At 41.8% G+C, this 18,897-nt stretch carries 20 protein-coding genes; 16 read left to right on the plus strand and 4 right to left on the minus strand.

The genetic code is table 11. The features are described 5' to 3' along the window. Window positions 1-94 precede the first annotated feature (94 nt). Genes QYC40_RS09970 through QYC40_RS09985 form a run of 4 tightly spaced genes read left to right on the plus strand, consistent with a single transcriptional unit; the run spans window position 95 to window position 4,094 of the window. Window positions 95-676: an RNA polymerase sigma factor gene (locus QYC40_RS09970; RefSeq protein WP_301990101.1), complete on the plus strand. Its 582-nt coding sequence runs from the start codon at window positions 95-97 to the stop codon at window positions 674-676. A 31-nt stretch (window positions 677-707) separates the two neighbouring features. Beyond that, the gene (locus tag QYC40_RS09975; RefSeq protein WP_301990102.1) at window positions 708-1,823 is read left to right on the plus strand and encodes a FecR family protein; all 1,116 of its coding nucleotides are present in this window, start codon (window positions 708-710) and stop codon (window positions 1,821-1,823) included. 39 nt (window positions 1,824-1,862) lie between these two features. After that, a complete protein-coding gene (locus QYC40_RS09980) occupies window positions 1,863-2,579 on the plus strand; it encodes a DUF1080 domain-containing protein (protein WP_301990103.1) in 717 nt (238 codons plus the stop codon). Window positions 2,580-2,591: 12 nt separating this feature from the next. After that, complete coding sequence (locus QYC40_RS09985; protein ID WP_301990104.1) at window positions 2,592-4,094, plus strand: Gfo/Idh/MocA family protein; 1,503 nt, start codon at window positions 2,592-2,594, stop codon at window positions 4,092-4,094. Between the two features lie 327 nt (window positions 4,095-4,421). Here QYC40_RS09985 and QYC40_RS09990 read toward each other — a convergent pair whose 3' ends face one another. The 4 genes from QYC40_RS09990 to QYC40_RS10005 form a co-directional block, all read right to left on the minus strand. Beyond that, the gene (locus tag QYC40_RS09990; RefSeq protein WP_301990106.1) at window positions 4,422-5,813 is read right to left on the minus strand and encodes an RtcB family protein; all 1,392 of its coding nucleotides are present in this window, start codon (window positions 5,811-5,813) and stop codon (window positions 4,422-4,424) included. A gap of 365 nt (window positions 5,814-6,178) precedes the next feature. Next, complete coding sequence (locus QYC40_RS09995; protein WP_301990107.1) at window positions 6,179-6,823, minus strand: hypothetical protein; 645 nt, start codon at window positions 6,821-6,823, stop codon at window positions 6,179-6,181. Between the two features lie 218 nt (window positions 6,824-7,041). Continuing rightward, window positions 7,042-7,290, minus strand: a complete 249-nt coding sequence (locus QYC40_RS10000; protein ID WP_301990108.1) for a Rho termination factor N-terminal domain-containing protein — start codon at window positions 7,288-7,290, stop codon at window positions 7,042-7,044. A gap of 217 nt (window positions 7,291-7,507) precedes the next feature. Next, window positions 7,508-8,737, minus strand: coding sequence for an NAD(P)/FAD-dependent oxidoreductase (locus QYC40_RS10005; RefSeq protein ID WP_301990109.1), 1,230 nt, complete (start codon window positions 8,735-8,737; stop codon window positions 7,508-7,510). A gap of 101 nt (window positions 8,738-8,838) precedes the next feature. Here QYC40_RS10005 and hutH point away from each other — a divergent pair, with 101 nt between their 5' ends. The 12 genes from hutH (at window position 8,839) to QYC40_RS10065 (ending at window position 18,895) form a co-directional block, all read left to right on the plus strand. Further along, the gene (gene hutH, locus QYC40_RS10010; RefSeq protein ID WP_301990110.1) at window positions 8,839-10,356 is read left to right on the plus strand and encodes a histidine ammonia-lyase; all 1,518 of its coding nucleotides are present in this window, start codon (window positions 8,839-8,841) and stop codon (window positions 10,354-10,356) included. A 3-nt stretch (window positions 10,357-10,359) separates the two neighbouring features. Then, the gene (locus QYC40_RS10015; RefSeq protein ID WP_301990111.1) at window positions 10,360-11,478 is read left to right on the plus strand and encodes a WG repeat-containing protein; all 1,119 of its coding nucleotides are present in this window, start codon (window positions 10,360-10,362) and stop codon (window positions 11,476-11,478) included. Further along, a complete protein-coding gene (fabG, locus tag QYC40_RS10020; protein ID WP_301990112.1) occupies window positions 11,478-12,221 on the plus strand; it encodes a 3-oxoacyl-ACP reductase FabG in 744 nt (247 codons plus the stop codon). The genes QYC40_RS10015 and fabG overlap by 1 nt, the downstream gene beginning before the upstream one ends. Window positions 12,222-12,224: 3 nt before the next feature. Then, window positions 12,225-13,451 carry a beta-ketoacyl synthase gene (locus QYC40_RS10025; RefSeq protein WP_301990114.1) on the plus strand — a complete coding sequence of 409 codons (1,227 nt, stop codon included), beginning with the start codon at window positions 12,225-12,227 and terminating at the stop codon, window positions 13,449-13,451. A gap of 5 nt (window positions 13,452-13,456) precedes the next feature. Further along, window positions 13,457-13,717, plus strand: coding sequence for an acyl carrier protein (locus QYC40_RS10030; RefSeq protein ID WP_301990116.1), 261 nt, complete (start codon window positions 13,457-13,459; stop codon window positions 13,715-13,717). Between the two features lie 2 nt (window positions 13,718-13,719). After that, window positions 13,720-14,610 (plus strand): hypothetical protein, encoded by an 891-nt coding sequence (locus QYC40_RS10035; RefSeq protein WP_301990118.1) that lies wholly within the window; start codon window positions 13,720-13,722, stop codon window positions 14,608-14,610. Window positions 14,611-14,765: 155 nt separating this feature from the next. Continuing rightward, window positions 14,766-15,206, plus strand: coding sequence for a hypothetical protein (locus tag QYC40_RS10040; protein WP_301990119.1), 441 nt, complete (start codon window positions 14,766-14,768; stop codon window positions 15,204-15,206). 72 nt (window positions 15,207-15,278) lie between these two features. Continuing rightward, a complete protein-coding gene (locus QYC40_RS10045; protein WP_301990120.1) occupies window positions 15,279-15,725 on the plus strand; it encodes a thioesterase family protein in 447 nt (148 codons plus the stop codon). Next, a complete protein-coding gene (locus QYC40_RS10050) occupies window positions 15,722-16,837 on the plus strand; it encodes a beta-ketoacyl synthase N-terminal-like domain-containing protein (protein ID WP_301990121.1) in 1,116 nt (371 codons plus the stop codon). Before QYC40_RS10045 ends, QYC40_RS10050 begins: the two co-directional genes overlap by 4 nt. Before the next feature lie 2 nt (window positions 16,838-16,839). After that, window positions 16,840-17,433, plus strand: coding sequence for a hypothetical protein (locus tag QYC40_RS10055; protein ID WP_301990122.1), 594 nt, complete (start codon window positions 16,840-16,842; stop codon window positions 17,431-17,433). A 5-nt stretch (window positions 17,434-17,438) separates the two neighbouring features. Beyond that, a complete protein-coding gene (locus tag QYC40_RS10060; RefSeq protein WP_301990123.1) occupies window positions 17,439-17,696 on the plus strand; it encodes a phosphopantetheine-binding protein in 258 nt (85 codons plus the stop codon). Window positions 17,697-17,701: 5 nt separating this feature from the next. Beyond that, the gene (locus QYC40_RS10065) at window positions 17,702-18,895 is read left to right on the plus strand and encodes a beta-ketoacyl-[acyl-carrier-protein] synthase family protein (protein ID WP_301990124.1); all 1,194 of its coding nucleotides are present in this window, start codon (window positions 17,702-17,704) and stop codon (window positions 18,893-18,895) included. Window positions 18,896-18,897: the final 2 nt, after the last annotated feature.

An 18,897-nucleotide genomic window follows, 5' to 3' on the forward strand; every position in this document is an offset into this window, starting at 1 on the left:
TATTTCTCTTAAATTTTAAGATTATTATTCTGTATATTTATGATAATTGCCTATCAGGCTCTACGAAAACAATATAACCGAAATCTAAACTTAAATGACAGTCTCAGATCGAGATCTATTCCATTTAATACAGACTGATAATCAACGAGCATTCAAGGAGCTCATGAATCGGTATTGGCGGCCTATGTACTTGATGGCCGAGTCTGTATTGAACGATAGCCCCACCTCGGAAGATATTGTCCAGGACGTATTCATCAATATTTGGAACAAGCGGTCCAGCATTGATATCACCCACTCCATTAAAGTCTACCTTTTCGCATGCACCCGCTACCAAATCTATCGACAAATCCAACAGAAAAAGGCTCCTCATGTGGATATCGATCAGTTTAGCCAAATGGTTCCAGACCCTTACGATCCGCAGCAAGCGCTTGAATATCGAGATTTACTCGATCGCTTAGAAAGCCTGATCGACCAATTACCGCCTCGCTGTAGAGAGGTATATAGACTAAAACGCGAAGACAATCTTTCCCAAAAGGAAATCGCCGAAGCACTTCAAATTTCCAGAAAGTCGGTAGAAAACCAATTAACGATTGCGTTGAAAAAATTAAGAGCCGGACTGAGTAGGTATATATGGCTATCAACCTTTTTATTGTCGACTATTGGGGGATTGATTTAAAATAACGCTCTATATATGTAAACCTGTTATTATGGAGCAATCAATTTTAAAATCCATTATTGATATTCTTTCACGAAAAGCCGACAAGGAAAAGCTATCGGATATCGATAGCGAACTGCTTGAGACTTTTCAGAAGGATGAATGGCAGTTAAAATATGGTGCTCAAGATGAAGTCAAAAACAGAATTCACCAAGCAGTGCAGGCAGAAACGAAGAAAAAAATTATCTCTTACAATTTTAAGAGTACCTTATCGAAGATAGCTGCAATATTAATTGCGACACTTTCTATCGGATATTTCTTGATGAAACAGGGACCGAAGGACACATTGATCTCCAAGGAACAGCGGACGAGCAAGGTTGAAGCTTCCGGTTTAACTACTTCTGATGGCGCGTACAAAGATCTTCATGCCATGAAGGTTGGAGAATCATTTACCAACGATAAATTTACGCTCGTCAAATCTAGTGCCGCCGTGCTGCGGATAGAACCAAATGACGACACTAAGGAAATCATACAAATCAATATCAAAACTGCTGGGAACGAAACATATAGGATCGAGTTGGAAGATCAAAGCAGCGTGACACTTGACGTAAACAGCGAGCTATCTTTTCCGAACCGATTTGTTGAAAACAGCCGTATTGTTACCGTTGAAGGAAGGGCATATTTTGAAGTTCAGACAGATACTGCCAGACCATTCATTGTAAAATCAAATAAAATAGAGGCCCTTGTGACCGGAACCTCCTTTGTTTTCAGCAGCAAAAAAGATGAGAAATCAGCTTCGATATCACTAATTGAAGGACGCTTACAAATCAAAGGAAATAATCATTCAAAACTGCTTAAGCCAGGGCAAAAAGGACATTTTAGTCCAGATGGGATAAAGGTTTCAGCATTTGATGAGTACGAAACATTAGCATTCACAAGAAACGAATTTATCTTTAATGACCAACCGATCAACGAGATTATGGCTGTCCTGTCGAATTGGTATCGTATGGAATATAGCTTAAAGAACGTTGACCCGGAAGCTTTCCGCTTCACACTAAAAATTGATCGCAAAAAGAGCATTCAGGAAGTACTAGAAATTATCGAGATGACGGGCGATTTAAAGGCTTCAATTGTGGGAAACAAAATAATAATCAGTTCCATGAAATAACATATCTAAATGTAATACATAAACCTAACATAAATCAACATGACAAACGCCTTCCTTATCAGCAGCAGCATTTTTGCCATGCTCTTCGTAGGACTACAAAAACTTCCCCAGACTCATCAAGCAACGACCATCATCCAGCATAGCCAATCAGAGAAAAAAGGGCCTTGGATAGATCTCCTGGCGAACAACACATTAGATGCTTGGCATCAATACAACGGTTCCACCATCAAAGGATGGAAAGTGGAGAACGGCATGCTTTCTACCAATGGAAAAAACGGTGATATCGTAACCAATCAGGAATTTGAAAACTTCGAATTAGAAATGGACTGGAAGATAGAAAAGTCTGGCAACAGCGGCATATTCATTTATGTTGTGGAACATCCGGATCATAAACATATGTACCAGACAGGGCCGGAGTTTCAAATCATCGATAACGAAAACTATCCGCAAAAACTAACCGAGCAACAGAAGACGGGAGCCATGTCGGATGTCATTGCACCCAGTCTTTCGCCCTTGAAGCCCGCCGGTCAGTGGAATAAAACAAAGATCGTTTCCAAAAATGGGAAGGTCGAGCACTGGTTGAATAAAAAGCTGATCCTAACCTATCAGATCGGATCTACTGAGCTGAAAGCACAGATTGCTAAGAGCAAGTTTGCTGCACTGCCCTATGCCAAGGTGGCTAAGGGTAAGATAGGGATTCAAGATCATGGCGATCCCGTATATTTTAAAAACATCAAAATTCGTGAAATAAACTAAACCTAGAATACCATGGAAAACAACTCGAGAAGAGAATTTATCAAAAATGCCAGTATGTTAACCGGATTTACTATCGTATCAAATACGGTCCTAGGCAAGAAATTTGGACATATTGCGCCCAGCGATAAACTGAATATTGCAGGGATTGGCGTCGGTGGAATCGGGAGAAGAAACCTTAACAATATGAAAACCGAGAACATCGTAGCATTATGCGATGTTGACTGGAAATATGCCTCAAAAACCTTTAACGACTACCCGAAAGCGCAGCGTTTTAAGGATTGGCGCAAGATGTTTGATGAAATTGGAAAGAGCATTGACGCGGTATGCGTAGCCACGCCAGATCATACCCACGCCGGGGTAACAGCGCATGCGATTACCCTCGGCAAGCATACTTATACTCAGAAACCATTAACGCATAATGTGTATGAATCCAGGCTGTTGACGAAATTGGCAAAACAATACGGCGTAGCCACACAGATGGGAAATCAAGGTAACTCCTTCGATTGGTGCCGTGAGATTGCTGAATGGATTCAATCGGATGCGATTGGAGAGGTGTATGAAGTGCATTGTTGGACCAACCGTCCGATATGGCCTCAAGGATTAATGAAACCAAAAGAGGGCATGCCAATTCCTAAGGATTTGGATTGGAATCTATTCTTAGGACCTGCTGAGTATAGAGAATATAATTCAGTCTACACACCTTGGAACTGGAGAGGTTGGTATGACTTCGGAACAGGTGCACTCGGCGATATGGCTTGTCACATTATGGACCCAATTTACTGGGCATTGAACCTGAAGTACCCGACCAAAGTAAACGGAAGCTCAACCTTAAGTAATCTTTACTCGCCACCTCATGCAGAGATTGTGAAATACACATTCCCGGCACGTCCAAAAGCGGGCAAGGTGAAGATGCCGGAAGTCGACGTCTACTGGTATGACGGTGGATTGCTGCCGGACAGACCAAAAGAGCTGGCTCCAGGCATGATGATGGGCGATCCTGATGGGGGTATCATCTTCGTCGGTAAAAAAGGAAAGATCATGACCGGTTGTTACGGCATGAACGCTACACTCCTACCTGTGGAAAATATGAAGGATTTCAAAAAACCAAGCCCATGGATTCCTCGTGTAAAAGGCGGAAATGGCGATATCTGGAAAACCGATGCGCATGAGCAAGATTGGATCAGAGCAGCAAAAGAATCGAAGGATAACCGAACTGAAACCAGTTCTAACTTCCAATTCTCGGGTCCATTTAATGAGATGGTCGTGATGGGCGTACTAGCTGTAAGGCTCCAAGCACTAAACCGAGAGCTGCTTTGGGATGGTGAAAACATGAGATTCACCAATATCAATCCTAACGATGAAATTAAAGTCGTTTCAGTTGATGAATTCAACGTAATTGACGGACACCCAAGGTTTAACCGTCAGTCAATTACCCTAAATGCGGCCCAAGCGGCTCAGGACTGGATCAATAAGCCATACAAAAACGGCTTCTCACTCCCACCAATGCCAAAATAGGGCTCAGCGTCTTAGGTAAAAATAAATAGTATTATAAATTAGAGAAGGCTGTCCAAGCGGGCAGCCTTCTTAACTTTGAACACAGATTGAAATTCATCTTAGCATTCTTCTTTTGCTAAATTTGCCTATCTTCAAAGGACATCGATACATGCGTCTATGTAAAGAGGAAAGTTATTCGAGACTTCTTCGACACAGAACCCTTTCAAAGCCCTTTCAAACCCAATACAAACCCAATGCAGAACCCTTTTGAAAGGGGAATGAAAGGGGTTTAAATTGGGTTATATTGGGTTGATATTGCTTGCATGTCAGACTATGCTCATTTCCTCCCTACTTAGCCATTCGTACTATTTTGGGTGTAAAACTACCCAAGACAGAAACCAACTCCTCCTGAAGACGCATCACTTTCTGTATATCCTTATAAGCCATAGGGGCCTCATCAACTGATCCTCCTAATAGCTCCACGCCCTTAGATTCCAGATCTGCTAACATCTCACTGCGGCGGATCGTATCCTTACATTCGCCGCGCGACTTGATACGTCCGGCCCCATGGGATGCAGAATTTATGCTCAGGGGATTTCCTTTCCCTTCTACAATATAACCTTGAGCCGTCATCGAACCTGGGATAATCCCTAAAACGCCCTCAGACGCCGGAGTTGCTCCCTTACGATGTACGATACATTCTTTTCCATCGACAAACTCTTTCCAAGCGAAATTATGGTGATTTTCGATGGTCAGCATCGCTCTCTTTCCCAAAGCTTTTGCCAATCGACGATGTATATCATCATGACAAGCCTTGGCATAATCGCCTGCCAAGTTCATAGCGGTCCAATACTCCTGTCCATCGTGTGTATCCAGATCTAACCAAGCCAAATGCTGTACTTGCTTTGGAAGTGGACACTGCTTCTGCGCCAAATAGGTATAATGCTTTGCAATGTTTGCGCCTAAGCCGCGAGAACCAGAGTGTGAGAGAACCGCTAGATAGGATCCCTTGCTAAGTTTCCAGTCTGCTCGATCTTCATACAAGTCGACAATCCCGAATTCCACAAAATGGTTTCCTCCGCCAGAAGATCCCAGCTGTTTATAGGCTTTGTCCTTTAAAGATTTTAACAGCGGTATTTCCTGAAATGCAGCATGCGAAAAGATCTCGTGATCTGCTCTTGACTTATGCTTTTCATAGAGTCCAAAAGCCGTGTTATCTTTCAAGATATTCCGAAGTTGGAATTCGCGTCCCTTCAAATAGCTTGCAGGAAGATCGAATATCGACAGACTCATTCTACAGCCAATATCGACGCCGACGCCATAAGGAATAACTGCGTTATCGGTCGCTAGGACTCCCCCAATTGGCAATCCATAACCTGCATGTGCATCTGGCATCAGTGCCCCCTGCACGGCGACAGGTAATTTCAGGGAATCGTAAAGTTGACGCTTTGCCAATTCGTCGATCTCGTTTTCTCCGAATATCTCAAAAGGAACACGTTGTGTCCGCAACTGATGCATTCTTACCTCTACCGGTTTGATCATCCCTTCGGCAACCTTTCCCCAGGTACCATGTCCCATGTATTTGTCTGGAAACAACAAGACTTGCTTGGCTTCCTGTAATATGGTTTCTTTTTTATCGCGCTTGCGATATCGCGATATTTGCCCTAGAGCAATATTTATCGCATTATTTTGCGGAAAACCCAGTTTGATTAGGTCTTTCCCGGAAAGTTTATTTCCCATTGTAATAAAAATTGAATTGAATATTCCGGTTGATCCTGTAGATTGAAAGATCAAACAAAGACCATCCGATTTAAAATGACGGGCTTTTTAAATAAAACTTTCTTAGTTCCGTTACGAAGGAGGATACCTAGTAAGTCCTTAATTTTCATCAAGGAACACTTAAGTGCTACGTAAAATAAGAATAATAAGATCTTCTTAAGAAAAAAGCACGAAGCAAGCCACAGCAAATCCATTTGCTGCAAACGCTCGAGAAGTTGGGGTACTTACAAACATATCTTCGTCTTTTTTAAAGGGTTAAAAATATTTATCGGGGTCAAAAGTAAAATATACTTTTAGCTTGTGCAAATTATTTTATCGTCTTGTAGTTAGTCATAGAAAAACTGGTCGACAAAATACCATAGGATTTCTTTCTCTGACCCTAAGCGATTTAGTATGCGATTCCAGGATTTCTCCGAGAACTCGATGCGATTACCAAAGCTGTCTGAATAAGACCATTTGTTAAAAATATCCTTCCTCAACGTCGCTTGATCGCCGTTTTCCTCGTATTCTAAATCTCCGTGAATATTTCGTCTAATGCTTGTCGAACTGCCCTGGCTTTTGTCTCTTACAAATTCGTGTCCGAAGGTATCGGTTCCACTCTCCCGCGTATTGCCACGGTTATCTTTTGTGATGATCGTTCCGAAAATATCAATGGAATAGATCGACTCGTAGCCTTCACTATTTCTATTCTGCCAGATCAATTCTTGAAAAAACTTTTGCTGTGCATCCTTACTATTCAGAACACCTGGCATAAATCGACCTAAATATTTGTTCTCAAACTTCTCATGATTCTTTCTGGAGTCGGAAAAAACCAAATCGCCAAATATGTTTTTCTCCAGTCTTGCGTTGTAGGAGTCTTTATTGGATTTAAAAAGTAAAGTCCCAAAAATATCGGTTTCATAACGGCCATGTTGAGCAAAGGCTAGACTTACGGTAAATACAAGACTTAGGATAATAAATAGCTTTTTCATAACGATCAATTTAACAGTTTGAATTGGCATTATGAAAAAAGTTTAAAGCTTAACGAAAATTTAATATTGACTTGGGATGGTGTGATTGGGACGGTGGGAAAGCTTGCTTGGAGAACTGAAAAAGGCAGATTGGTTCTGCCTTTTTATGATCTTCAGTAAGACAACTAAGTTATGCGCATTATAAAATGCTTAGTTTTCCCTCTAGTTAATTGGGCTCACTAATGATTTCGAATTGCACTAATTAATTCAGACTTTGTCATCTTTGACCGTCCACTTATCCCAATTTCCTTCGCCTGACTCATCAGATCTGTTTTCGACCGCTCTTCCAATTTCTCCGATTTATGGTCTATTGTTCCTGCTTTTTGCGCATTAGCAATCCTTGCTGCTTTTTCAGAACTCATCCCCTCTTTCTTTAAGGCTTGATAAGTATCCTCTTTCTTAATACGCGGATCTTTCTTTCCTGGCATAGCTATTAGTTATTGATTACTAAGGAGAACAATCGAGAAATAGAATCGTTGAAATAGAAAACAGGCTAATGCCATTTTCAATTGAGCATAGAACAAATTTATTCGGGCGTCGCGCTAACCGCAACAGAACTAAATAACAGCATCCTAATCTAACAAAAAAGGAACTGTCTTTCGACAGTTCCTTCTTTCTCTTTACTAAGACTCTTTTCTCAACATATTACTGCTTAATTAAATAAGCCATATTTTTCACAATATTATGATGCTTTGCAACAAACGGATTCTCCTTATTCCAGACATAACCTGCCAACACCGCGCATATCTTTTGCTTGACATCTGGATTTTCCGGACGATGGTAAAACAGCTCTTGCAAGTTCCCGGTATACCATTCCTTCACGTAGGTTGTGAACACATCAATTCCGAATTTCATATAAGCGGAATACTCCTGATCCCAATCAATGTTTTCTCCTTCCAATTGGCGTTTTGCCAATTTAGCCGCTAATATCCCCGACTCCGTCGCGAAGCAGACACCTGAAGAGAAAACAGGGTCTAGAAACTCCGTGCTATTCCCTGTCAATGCATAACCCGCGCCGTGGAATTGAGATACTGCAACGGAATAATTCGTAAGTCGAATAGGATCAAATTCGTAAGGCAGTCCGCTGAATCGTGTTACGTAATAATCCGACAGCTTAATTGCTTCCTGAATGGCTTCATGGTTATCCATTTTGGCAGAAAGCTTATCAATATAGGCTGTTGGTCCGACAATACCGACGCTCGTTTTGCCATTTGAGAATGGAATAACCCATAGCCAGACCTCAGTTTCTATAATATCGAAGGAAATCTGCGTGCCTTCTACGCCTTCTGGACGACGCACATCATCGATATGCGTAAAGATAGCCGAGTGGTAATCCAACTTCGAAGGCATCTCCAGATTTAATAAACGCGGTAATACACGCCCATACCCACTGCAGTCGATTAGGAATTTCGCGGAAATAGTCGATAGCTCGCCGGCTTTATTGCGAACCGTTGTTTCCGAATCCGTGCCATTGAACGATACATCCAAAACCTCTGTTTCAAATGCAATATCTACACCTTTTCGCTGTAATTCATCTGTCATCGCCTTATCAAAATCAGCGCGCGGAATCTGCCAAGTCCAGTCCCAACCTTCGCCAAACTTATCACTAAAATCGAATACACAGTGTTCTTCGCCTCGGATAAAACGGGCACCCGGCTTCTTCTCGAAACCATAAGCGTTCAAGGCCTCCAACAGACCCGCTTCCTCGAAATGATCCATCACTCTAGGAATCAAGCTCTCACCGACGACCACACGTGGAAACTTTTGCTTTTCTACAACTTTGATGTTCACGCCATGTTGCTGCAAATAACCCGCTGCAACGGCACCACTTGGTCCTGCACCAATGATCAAGACGTCAACAATTTCGTTTTCCATAGCTATAAGTAATATTTAAATTCTATTTTTGCGGTACAAAAATTTGTTCCAAAATTACATACATTTAGAACATTTGAAAGAGAAGTAACTAATTATTTTAAATGAAAACCATAAACGATTATCTAACGATTAAAGATTTTAACGACGTTCTATTTAAAAATGAAAAAATAGAGATAAGCAAAGCGCTAATCGACAGAGTAAACAATTGTTATGATTTTTTACAAAGCTTCTCGAAGAATAAAGTCATCTATGGTGTCAATACCGGTTTCGGCCCGATGGCACAATATAGAATCCAGGAACAGGACCAATTACAACTTCAGTACAACCTCATTCGTAGTCACTCTTCCGGAACGGGACAAGCGCTTTCGGCAGAACATGTAAAAGCGAGCATTTTAGCACGCTTGAACAGTCTCTCTTTAGGGAAATCAGGCATACATATCTCTGTTATCGAATTGATGCGCGAACTGATCAATCAGGATATCATTCCATTGATATTTGCACATGGTGGCGTCGGTGCGAGTGGCGATTTAGTACAATTGGCGCATTTGGCCTTAGTGCTGATCGGGGAAGGTGAAGTGTTTTACAAAGGCGAGCGACGAGAAACAAAAGCTGTTTTCCAAGAGCTGGGTTTAAGCCCTATTGAGATTAAATTGCGTGAGGGCCTCGCCTTAATCAATGGTACTTCAGTAATGACGGGCATAGGCATCGTGAATACCTATAAAGCACAGAAATTGACCGACTGGTCGATTAAAGCTTCATGTTTTATCAACGAACTCGTGCAGGCATATGATGATCATTTCTCGATCGAATTGAATTTGGCAAAACTACACGAAGGACAAAGGGATATCGCACAAGCCATGAGACATCATTTGGCAGATAGTCAATTGATCAAACGCAGGCATGAACACCTTTATAACGGCAATAATAACGAAGATATTTTCAAAGAAAAAGTACAGGAATACTATTCCTTACGCTGTGTGCCACAAATTCTGGGGCCAATATTAGATACGGTTCGTAGCGTAGAGCATATTTTGGAGAAAGAAATCAATTCGGCGAATGATAACCCTATTGTCGATGTGGAAACACAACAGGTGTATCACGGTGGAAATTTCCACGGCGATTATATTTCCTTAGAGATGGACCGCTTAAAGCTTGTCGTGACCAAGCTCTCGATGCTAGCAGAACGACAACTTAATTATTTATTAAACTCGAAGATCAATGAGATGCTGCCGCCTTTCGTGAACTTGGGCAAACTTGGATTTAATTTCGGTATGCAAGGAGTTCAGTTTACTGCGACTTCAACAACTGCCGAAAACCAAGCTTTATCAACTTCGCTTTACGTGCATAGCATCCCGAACAATAATGATAATCAGGATATTGTCAGCATGGGAACCAATGCGGCAGTGATCTGCAGCAAGGTCATCGAAAACGCTTTTGAAGTGCTTGCGATTGAGTGGATTACGATTGCGCAGGCGGTAGAAGCGCTTGAAATTGAAGATCGTTTAAGCTCTGCATCGAAAGCCATATATCGTGAACTTAGAGAAATCGTGCCGGTATTTAAAGAGGATATTGTGATGTATCCGATTGTCAATAATGTAAAAGAATATTTAACCAAATAAATCATGAATCTAAAAAACGCACTAGTCATTGCTGCGCTATTCGCTTCGCAATTTGGGTTTGCTCAGGAGCTTGCCCAAGTAACTTTTAATAAAAAAGCTGGTTTTATCAACAAAGCGGGCCAGGAAGTGATTGCCTTGCAGTTTGAAAAGGTAGGTGATTTTAGTGATGGTGTGGCTCCGGCTTTGCAGAACAAAAAGTGGGGATTCATAGATGAAAAGGGTAACTGGGTCATTGAACCGACATTCGATCGCGTAAAGGCGTTCGATCATGCTGTAGCGGTTGTGGCGCAAGGAGGATCTTGGTTCTACATCAATAAGAAAGCTGAGCGACTTAACCTTGTATCAACCGATAAGATCTATGACTTTGAAAATGGACTTGCTTTCTTCAAACAAAACAATAAGATAGGCATCATTGCTCCCGATGGAACAGAAATATTAGCACCTAAATACGACCTTATTCGCAAATTTGACGGCGATTATGCGCGTATCAAGAATTTTGAGCGTTGGGGAATTATCGATAGGTCCGGAAAAGAGGTCATTCCAGCTGATTATGATGAAATTGGCAATTATATGGATGGATCGGCTTATGCGAGAAAAGGCACACAGTTTGGCGTGGTTGTTCAAGGCGAGTTTAAAGGTTTGGAAGCCGTAGATAAGATTTGGGATTTCTCAACTGATGGTTTAGCCTACGCACGCAAGAACAAGAAACTCGGCTTTATCGATACGAAAGGTAATTGGGTCGTAGAGCCACAATTTGATAAGGCGCGTGCTTTTGTAAACGGCCTTGCACCAGTTTACAATGGCTCTAAATGGGGATATATTGACACAAAAGGCAATCTAGTTGTTGAATATCAGTTTGAGGATGCCGAAGTATTCAGTACCGACGGACTTGCGCCGGTAAAAGTTGGAAAAAACTGGGGATTTATCGATAAATCCGGTAAATTAGTTATACCTGCACAATATAGTATTACCGCATTTGGTTTGGATATGTTTGATGCGGGCAGCAAAGGCTTCATCAATGGTGTAGCGCGGGTTAAGTTCAACAAAACTTGGGGCTTTATCGATACAGAAGGAAATGTAGTTGGAAAGTGGTATGATAATGCCGAACTATTTAGTAAATAATGGCAGAAACAAAAAAGTATGCAATAGTGACTGGTGGGTCGCGGGGAATCGGTAGAGCAATTTGTAAGAAAATTGCCGAGGATACAGACTACCATGTCTTAATAAATTATCATTCGAACGAATCTGCAGCTTTGGAAACCTTAGCGGAGGTTCGAGCCGCTGGTTCGGATGGTGAAATCATAAAATTCGATGTCGGCAATGCAGAAGAGGTGAAGTCGGTACTAACCGCATGGGAAGCAAAAAACCCGGACGCCTTGGTTGAGGTCATCGTTAATAATGCGGGAATGACTAGAGATGGTCTTTTCATGTGGATGCCGCTACAGGATTGGAACGACGTAATACAGACCAGTTTAGGAGGATTTTACAATGTAACGAACTTCTTTATCCAGAAATTATTACATAATCGCTACGGACGTATCATCAATATGGTCTCTGTTTCTGGAGTCAAAGGCACGCCCGGGCAGACGAATTATTCAGCGGCGAAAGCAGCAATTATCGGGGCAACAAAAGCTTTGGCGCAGGAAATCGGGAAGCGTAATATCACAGTCAATGCGGTTGCCCCGGGCTTTATCAAAACAGATATGACTGCAGAGATGGACCAGAAAGAACTGAAGAAGATGATTCCAGTAAACCGCTTCGGGGAAGCGGAGGAAGTAGCGGACTTGGTATCGTTTTTAGCATCAAAAAAATCTGGTTATATTACAGGAGAAGTTATCAATATCAATGGAGGGATTTATTCATAAGGGATGAATAACAGAGTGGTGATTACAGGTATGGGGATTTACAGCTGCATCGGGACGAGTCTTGATGAAGTTAGAGCATCCCTATATGAAGGTAAGTCGGGGATTATTTTTGATCAGGAACGTAAGGAATATGGCTTTCGCTCGGCTTTAACCGGGCATGTCCCTAGTCCGGAGCTCAAGGCACTATTACATAGACGCCAGCGCGTCACCATGGGCGAAGAAACCGAATACGCCTACCTTGCTACCTTGGAGGCTTTGCGCGAAGCAAACATTGCTGTGGATGCTTTCAACGAGCGTGAAATCGGATTAATCTATGGAAATGACAGTGTTTCCAAAGCGATCATTGATGCAACGGACATCGTGAGAGAGAAAAAAGATACGGCTTTAATCGGTTCAGGAGCCATCTTTAAATCGATGAACTCCACGGTAACCATGAACCTATCGACGATTTTCAATATCCGCGGGGTCAACATGACCATTTCCGCTGCTTGTGCATCGGGTTCTCATGCGATAGGTTTAGGTCATATGATGATTAAAAATGGACTTCAAGATTTAGTAATCTGTGGTGGAGCACAGGAAATCAATAAATATGCGATGGCTAGCTTTGATGGCTTAGGTGTATTTTCTGCAAACGACGAGGATCCGACCAAGGCTTGTCGCCCCTTCGACGCCAACCGCGACGGACTTGTCCCTAGCGGAGGTGCAGCGACCGTAATCTTAGAGAGTTTGGAAAGCGCCTTAAAACGTGGAGCTCCTATTTTTGCGGAAGTTGTTGGCTATGGCTTCTCTTCCAATGGCGGACACATCTCAACCCCCAATGTGGAAGGACCAGCATCCGCCATGCGAAAAGCATTGGAACAGGCCAACATGGATCCTTCGGAAATTGAGTATATCAATGCTCACGCAACATCCACCCCAGTAGGCGATGCTAATGAAGCACAGGCTATCGATGAAGTCTTCGGCGCAACACGTCCCTATGTAAGCTCTACAAAATCGATGACAGGTCACGAATGTTGGATGGCGGGTGCCAGCGAAATCATCTACTCTACCTTGATGATGAATCATGGCTTTATTGCACCAAATATTAACTTCGATACAGCAGATGAGTACTCTTCAAAATTGAATATCGTGACTGAAACGAAAAATCAAGATTTTGCTGTATATTTGTCCAATTCTTTTGGATTCGGCGGAACGAATTCTGCCATGATCGTGAAGAAGTTCAAATTATAGTGGAAATGAATATTGAAATTGAAGACATCGTCAGCAAAATAAACGAAATCTTAGTGGAAGAGTTCGAAGTTGATGGAGATGTAATTGAAGCAGACAAAAACTTAAAAGAAACGCTAGACTTAGATAGTTTGGATTATGTGGATTTGGTAGTGATTATTGAATCTAATTTTGGCGTTAAATTGGTAGAGTCTGATTTTACAGAAGTCGTTTCCTTTCAAGATTTTTACAACCTAATTGAAAAGAAAATCTTGGCTAAACAAGATTAAAAATGAGTCAATGGGACGGTAAATCCAAAGGTACCTTACTGGGGTACCAAATTTTCGTCAACATTATTAAAAAACTTGGTGTCAGAGCAGCATATGTATTGTTGATCCCTGTGGCGCTATATTATGTGCTAGCCTATCCCAGGACAGCGAAGGCCATGTTTTATTACTACAGAAAACGTCAGGGCTTTCCATTCTTTAAATCCATACTTGCACTCTACAAAGGATATTTCGTATTTGGTCAGGTTTTGATCGATAAGTTCGCCCTATTTGCTGGGCTCAGAGATAGATTTACCTTCGATTTCGATGGGATTGATATTCTGAAACAACTTCTGGAAGAGAAAAAAGGCGGGATTTTGATTAGCGGCCATATTGGCAATTTTGAGATTGCCGAGAAGTTCTTCGCGGATATAGATTTCAACCAACAGATACATATTGTCGCTGCCGATCAGGAAAGAACAGTCATTAAAGAATACTTATCCAGCATTTCTAAGGATAATTCTCATATTAACTTCATTCATATCCAGGAAGATATGTCGCATATCTTCGAAATCTCCGCAGCATTGGCAAACAACGATCTGATTTGTTTGACAGGGGATAGATATTTTGATAACTCTAAAACTTTGTCAGCCGAACTATTGGGTGAGAACGCACTATTTCCCGCAGGCACGTTCATGATTGCCTCTCGCCTCCAAGCGCCCATTGCCTTTGTGTATGTAATGAAAGAACCTAATCTACATTACCATCTTTATACGCGCAGAGCTCCGGCTATAAAACATCGAGATGCTCAAGCGGTACTAGATGCATATACGCAAAGTATGGAGCACATGCTGCGAAAATATCCATACCAATGGTTTAATTTTTTCGATTTTTGGAAATCAAAAAGCCAGGATTAGTTCCAGCTTTATTTCCTTAATATTCAAACCTTTTTACCCGAATGTGGTCAAAGTATTTAGGGTGGTACAGTTCGCTGGCGAGCGCCGCCAAACGAACGAAACCGCACTATTAACTTTGATTTTGCTATTTTAGCGAGCTAAATAACATAGAATACATGGATCAGAAGCTTGAATTTCCCATAGATGACCAAAGTATCATTTACCAATGCATACCTCAGCGTCCGCCTATGGTGATGGTTGATGGCTTGCTGGATTACCATGTGAACGGTATTTTAGCGACATTTACCGTTGCCCCTGACCATATCTTTGTAAAAAACGAAATCCTTCAGGAAAGCGGATTAATAGAACATATGGCGCAATCTGTCGCCTTGCATACTGGTTTTGGTTATTACCTACGTGAGGAACAAGCGCCTATCGGTTATATTGGGAGCATCAGCAATTTGGAGATTTATCAATGTCCCAAAGTAAATCAGCAAATCAGGTCAGAGGTAACCGTATTGCAGGAATTCTCAGGTGTTACCCTTGTAGAGATAACAAGCAAAGTGGAACAGACCATTATTGCGACAGGACAGATGAAGACTGTCGTGGCAAAATAATTTTCTTCTCAGAAAAAGCTAAATGGATTAGCTACTTTTGTAATGCATACTGGCGAGCGCCAATATCAAGCTATGAATAGACGAAAAGAACGATTTAAGACCGATAAGATTTTACAGCATACCGAATACTTCAAAGTTAAGTTTAACGAAACTGATGCCTTGGGTATTGTATGGCATGGCAACTATATCGGCTATTTCGAAGACGGTAGAGAGGCATTCGGCAGGCATTATGGAATATCCTATAAGGATATTCAGCAAAACGGATATGCTACCCCTATCGTTAAAGTTCTTAGCGAACATAAAAGGCCGCTTCGCTATGCGGATGATGCCTATATCATAACAACTTATGTCGATTGCGCGGCCGCAAAAATGATCTTCAACTTTGAAATCTATAATGCCCAGGATGAGTTAGTATGTACCGGAGAAACCGTTCAGGTATTTACAGATTTTGAAAACAACCTCATTTTGTCTATCCCTCCTTTTTTAGAAGAATGGAAAAAGAAAGTGGGGATGTTATGATACAAGCCTACATTCAAGGATCCAATATCATAAGTCCGCTGGGCCTTACGACGGATGAAAACTTCGAAGCTGTACGAAATGGAACGACCGGCATTCAGCAGCGTAAGTTGAACGGCATCCTCGAAGAGGTTTTTGTTTCATCCATTGATGAGGATCAAATTGTTAATTTATTTGATCGTCTCGACTTGCCAAGCGGAGCTTCAAGAATAGAAAAGTTGGCTACTGCAGCCATTTTCCCCTTAATTGAACACAAAAAATCTTTAGCGAACAGTTTATTAATCATCTCGACTACAAAAGGCAATGTTGAGGCCTTAGCGCAACATAATTCTGATGCTGCTGATATCCCGACCTTAGCGAAAAATATTGCAAGCTATTTTGGTTTCGAAAAGGAGCCTATGGTTGTGAGCAACGCCTGTGTTTCGGGCTTAATGGCTATTTCGATAGCCAAACGCTATTTACAAATGGGGCTATTTGATGATGTGTATGTTGTTGCGTTTGACGAGGTTTCCGCTTTTGTACAATCAGGGTTCAATTCTTTTCAAGCAGTAAGTTCGGAGGCCTGTCGGCCGTATGACCAAAAGAGGGCTGGTGTTACTTTAGGTGAGGCGGCCGTTGCCTGTTACATTTCGACAGAAAAGCGAGCAGATAGCATAAGAATTGCAGGAGATGCGAATATAAACGATGCGAACCATATTTCGGGACCTTCCAGAACCGGCGAAGGTTTATTTCTAAGCATTCAGAAAGCCTTGGAAGAGGCGAAATTTACCGCTGAAAATATGGATTATATCGTGGGACATGGCACCGCAACGATCTATAATGATGAAATGGAAGCCATAGCGTTCAATCGCGCGGGCTTGTCCACCGTTCCGCTCGCGAGCTATAAAGGGAATTATGGGCATACGTTAGGTGCTTCAGGGCTTTTGGAATGTGTGCTTTTAGTAGAATGCATGCGAAGAAATGTTTTATTACCCAGCAAAGGATTTGAAGAATTGGGCACCTCACAATCTATAGAAGTTTTGAAAACTGAACGTAAGGGTACTATTCAGGTCGCTTTAAAGACGGCTTCCGGATTTGGAGGAACAAATACGGCCTTAGTGCTCTCAAAAGATTAAGGATGCAGAAAATCAGTCAACATATAGCTATCCGCAATAACAGGGTTCTTTGGAACGACAATGTCTTTTTCGAGGGACAGCAGACAGATTTTAAGGACTTCGCGAAAGAACTTTATCAGCGCTTAGGGATTAATTATCCGAAGTTTTACAAGATGGATAATTTATGTAAATTAGCCTTCTTAGCATCTGAAATAGCATTAAAAGACATTCAAGAAAAGGATATTGCATTAATATTCAGCAATAAGGAAGGCAGCTTAGACTCCGATATGCAACATCAGAAGCTGATCAGCGACGTAGATAGCTTCTACCCTAGCCCGGCGGTGTTCGTTTATACACTTCCGAACATCAGTATCGGAGAAGTAAGTATTCGACATCAGTTGAAATCGGAAAGCATGTTTTTGCTTGCCGACAGTTATCAATCGGACTACATCGCACCGTACTGCGAGCTGTTGATCAATAGCGGCAAAGCCAAGAAAGTGCTTTGCGGATGGTTAAAGATGATAAATGGAGACTATCAGGCCAACTTCTATTTGGTTGAACTTGAGGGAATCTTAGAACATAACATAGAAAACATAGATCAGATTATAAATAAATAATAATAATGACGGAATTAAAGGATCTGTTAAAACAACAGATAATTGAGGTGTTAAATCTGGAAGATATTAGTGTGGCGGACATTCAAGATGACGACGCCTTATTCGGAGACGGGCTTGGCTTAGACTCCATAGACGCGCTAGAACTAATCGTACTCTTAGATAAGCAATATGGTATCAAGCTTGCTGATCCTAAGCAAGGTAAGGAGATCTTTGCCTCGATCAATACGCTTGCTGCTTTCGTAGAACAAAACCGCACGAAATAATAAGAATGCCGATCGGAGTCGCTGTAACGGGAATGGGAATTGTTTCGTCGATAGGTCTTTCTGTCGATGAGAACTTCCAATCGTTGATGGACAGGCGAACCGGCATCTCTTATTTAGAGAACTTTCATTCGAAACATGCCGCTCATATTAAGGTTGGAGAAATAAAAGTTAGCAATGAGGAATTTCAGGAGCGTTTAAATCTCCCAATCGATCTTAGTTTTACAAGAACCAGTCTACTAGGTGCCTATGCGGCAAAACAGGCTATAGTGGATGCGGGGATATCAGAGATAAATTCGGTCAGAACAGGTCTAATATCCGCAACAAGTGTAGCCGGCATGGACACAACTGAAAAATACTTTAAAGACTTTCAGGAACAACCTGCCCTGCAGAAATTCATCAACAGCCATAACGTTGGTGATAGCACAAACAAAATCGCCGATTACTTGGGAATCCGGGGAATGGTCAGTGGGATATCCACAGCTTGTTCTTCCGCTGCAAATGCGATTATGTTAGGTTCATCACTGATTGAAACCGGTCGGCTAGACCGCGTAATCGTCGGTGGAACGGATGCACTGAGTAAATTTACAATCAACGGTTTTAATAGTTTGATGATCCTTTCGGACAGAGATAATGCCCCTTTTGATCAAAATCGTAAAGGTTTAAATCTCGGAGAGGCAGCGGCATATTTGGTTCTGGAATCCGAAGATCAAGTACAAAAAGAAAATAAGCAGGTATTAGCTTTCCTCAGTGGTTATGGCAATGCAAATGATGCTTACCATCAAACGGCTTCTTCCGAAACGGGCGAAGGTGCATACCTAGCTATCCTGAAAGCGTTGAAGAAAGCAAGCTTACAGCCAAAGGACATTGATTATATTAATGTTCATGGTACTGCTACTACTAATAACGACCTTTCAGAAGGAAGAGCATTGCAAAGGATATTTGAATCAGTTCCGGATTTTAGTTCTACAAAATCTTTTACCGGTCATACCTTAGCGGCAGCAGCAGCGATTGAGGCTGTATACAGCATACTGGCGCTGCGAGCAAACGTCGTTTTCCCGACGCTGAACTTTCAAACAAAGATAGAAGAATTTGATCTAGTGCCTGCAACAGAGCTTATTCACAAAGAGATCCATCACGTTCTATCTAACTCCTTCGGCTTTGGCGGAAACTGTTCAACACTCATCTTCTCAAAGAGTTAACA

It is taken from the genome of Sphingobacterium sp. BN32, from assembly GCF_030503615.1.
Classification (GTDB): Bacteria; Bacteroidota; Bacteroidia; order Sphingobacteriales; family Sphingobacteriaceae; genus Sphingobacterium.

Coding starts and splice junctions, on each gene's coding strand:
- QYC40_RS09970 (WP_301990101.1), top strand. CDS start 95: ATGACAGTCTCAGATCGAGATCTATTCCATTTAATACAGACTGATAAT.
- QYC40_RS09975 (WP_301990102.1), top strand. CDS start 708: ATGGAGCAATCAATTTTAAAATCCATTATTGATATTCTTTCACGAAAA.
- QYC40_RS09980 (WP_301990103.1), top strand. CDS start 1,863: ATGACAAACGCCTTCCTTATCAGCAGCAGCATTTTTGCCATGCTCTTC.
- QYC40_RS09985 (WP_301990104.1), top strand. CDS start 2,592: ATGGAAAACAACTCGAGAAGAGAATTTATCAAAAATGCCAGTATGTTA.
- QYC40_RS09990 (WP_301990106.1), bottom strand. CDS start 5,813: ATGGGAAATAAACTTTCCGGGAAAGACCTAATCAAACTGGGTTTTCCG.
- QYC40_RS09995 (WP_301990107.1), bottom strand. CDS start 6,823: ATGAAAAAGCTATTTATTATCCTAAGTCTTGTATTTACCGTAAGTCTA.
- QYC40_RS10000 (WP_301990108.1), bottom strand. CDS start 7,290: ATGCCAGGAAAGAAAGATCCGCGTATTAAGAAAGAGGATACTTATCAA.
- QYC40_RS10005 (WP_301990109.1), bottom strand. CDS start 8,737: ATGGAAAACGAAATTGTTGACGTCTTGATCATTGGTGCAGGACCAAGT.
- hutH (WP_301990110.1), top strand. CDS start 8,839: ATGAAAACCATAAACGATTATCTAACGATTAAAGATTTTAACGACGTT.
- QYC40_RS10015 (WP_301990111.1), top strand. CDS start 10,360: ATGAATCTAAAAAACGCACTAGTCATTGCTGCGCTATTCGCTTCGCAA.
- fabG (WP_301990112.1), top strand. CDS start 11,478: ATGGCAGAAACAAAAAAGTATGCAATAGTGACTGGTGGGTCGCGGGGA.
- QYC40_RS10025 (WP_301990114.1), top strand. CDS start 12,225: ATGAATAACAGAGTGGTGATTACAGGTATGGGGATTTACAGCTGCATC.
- QYC40_RS10030 (WP_301990116.1), top strand. CDS start 13,457: ATGAATATTGAAATTGAAGACATCGTCAGCAAAATAAACGAAATCTTA.
- QYC40_RS10035 (WP_301990118.1), top strand. CDS start 13,720: ATGAGTCAATGGGACGGTAAATCCAAAGGTACCTTACTGGGGTACCAA.
- QYC40_RS10040 (WP_301990119.1), top strand. CDS start 14,766: ATGGATCAGAAGCTTGAATTTCCCATAGATGACCAAAGTATCATTTAC.
- QYC40_RS10045 (WP_301990120.1), top strand. CDS start 15,279: ATGAATAGACGAAAAGAACGATTTAAGACCGATAAGATTTTACAGCAT.
- QYC40_RS10050 (WP_301990121.1), top strand. CDS start 15,722: ATGATACAAGCCTACATTCAAGGATCCAATATCATAAGTCCGCTGGGC.
- QYC40_RS10055 (WP_301990122.1), top strand. CDS start 16,840: ATGCAGAAAATCAGTCAACATATAGCTATCCGCAATAACAGGGTTCTT.
- QYC40_RS10060 (WP_301990123.1), top strand. CDS start 17,439: ATGACGGAATTAAAGGATCTGTTAAAACAACAGATAATTGAGGTGTTA.
- QYC40_RS10065 (WP_301990124.1), top strand. CDS start 17,702: ATGCCGATCGGAGTCGCTGTAACGGGAATGGGAATTGTTTCGTCGATA.